The 918-nt window shown below is 70.7% G+C and carries 2 protein-coding genes; both read right to left on the bottom strand.

Annotation, left to right across the window (positions count from 1 at the left end; translation table 11 throughout):
- Nucleotides 1-670, bottom strand: a 670-nt coding sequence (locus tag DSP71_RS07235; protein WP_113680746.1) for a M20/M25/M40 family metallo-hydrolase, incomplete at its 3' end; no start/stop codon positions are given.
- Nucleotides 670-918 (bottom strand): hypothetical protein (locus DSP71_RS22655; protein WP_220151092.1); only part of this gene is annotated, 249 nt, incomplete at its 5' end. The genes DSP71_RS07235 and DSP71_RS22655, both read right to left, overlap by 1 nt.

Raw genomic sequence — 918 nt, 5'->3', positions numbered from 1 at the left:
TGGGCGTCACGCTGGTCCCCACCGACCGGTCGCCGAGCCTCGCGATCGCGAGCACGAGGTGGGCCGCCTCGACGGCAGCGTTCACGCCACGCTCCGGTTCGAGCCCGGCATGGGCGGCACGCCCCGTGACGCGCACACGGTAGAGCGAGACGCCCTTGCGTGCGATCTTCACGGCACCGCCGTCGGCCGAGGCCTCGAGCACGAGCGTCGCAGCGCAGCCGATCGCCTCCTGCTCGATCAGGGCGCGCGAACTCGGAGAACCGAGTTCTTCATCACCCGTGATCAGGATGCTGATGCCGGTGCGATCGGACAGTGCGGCGACGGCATGCAGCGCCATCACGACGCCCGTCTTCATGTCGAAGCATCCGGGTCCGCGGAGCACACCGTCCTCGACGGTGAACGGCAACCGCCGCAGCGAGCCGAGCGGCCATACCGTGTCGTGGTGGCCGAGGAGCAGCACGACCGGATCGCCGAATCGCCAGCGCAGATGCGTGCGCCCGTCGATGACGATGCGTTCCGGGGCGACCCCCAGCAGCCTCTCACCGAGGGCGGCGACGACGTCGGCGCTGCGGGAGACGGCTTCGAGGTCGCCCGACGGCGACTCGCAGGAGACGAGGGTCTCGATGTCGGCGAGGACCAGGTCGAGGTCCGCGTCCGCCTGCACGCGCATCACGACACCTTCGGCGCTGCGCGCACACCGTGGTGCAGGTAGCGCTCGCCGCTGGGCAGGGAGTAGAAGACCACAGCATGCCACCCCTGCTCGCCCTCCGGTCGCATCACGAACTCGCCGTGACGCACCGGGACCAGCGGGTGCTCCTGCACCGGATCGGGGAGCAGGGCGGCGAGCGGGCCGTTGAGCGTGGTGCGCATGCGCAGGCCCTCGTCGTCGCGGAAGATCTCGGTACGGACCCCTGAGCG

Source organism: Microbacterium sp. H6 (genome assembly GCF_003314775.1).
GTDB classification, from domain to species: domain Bacteria; phylum Actinomycetota; class Actinomycetes; order Actinomycetales; family Microbacteriaceae; genus Microbacterium; species Microbacterium oxydans.
This window is presented reverse-complemented; position numbering and strand designations above follow the sequence as displayed.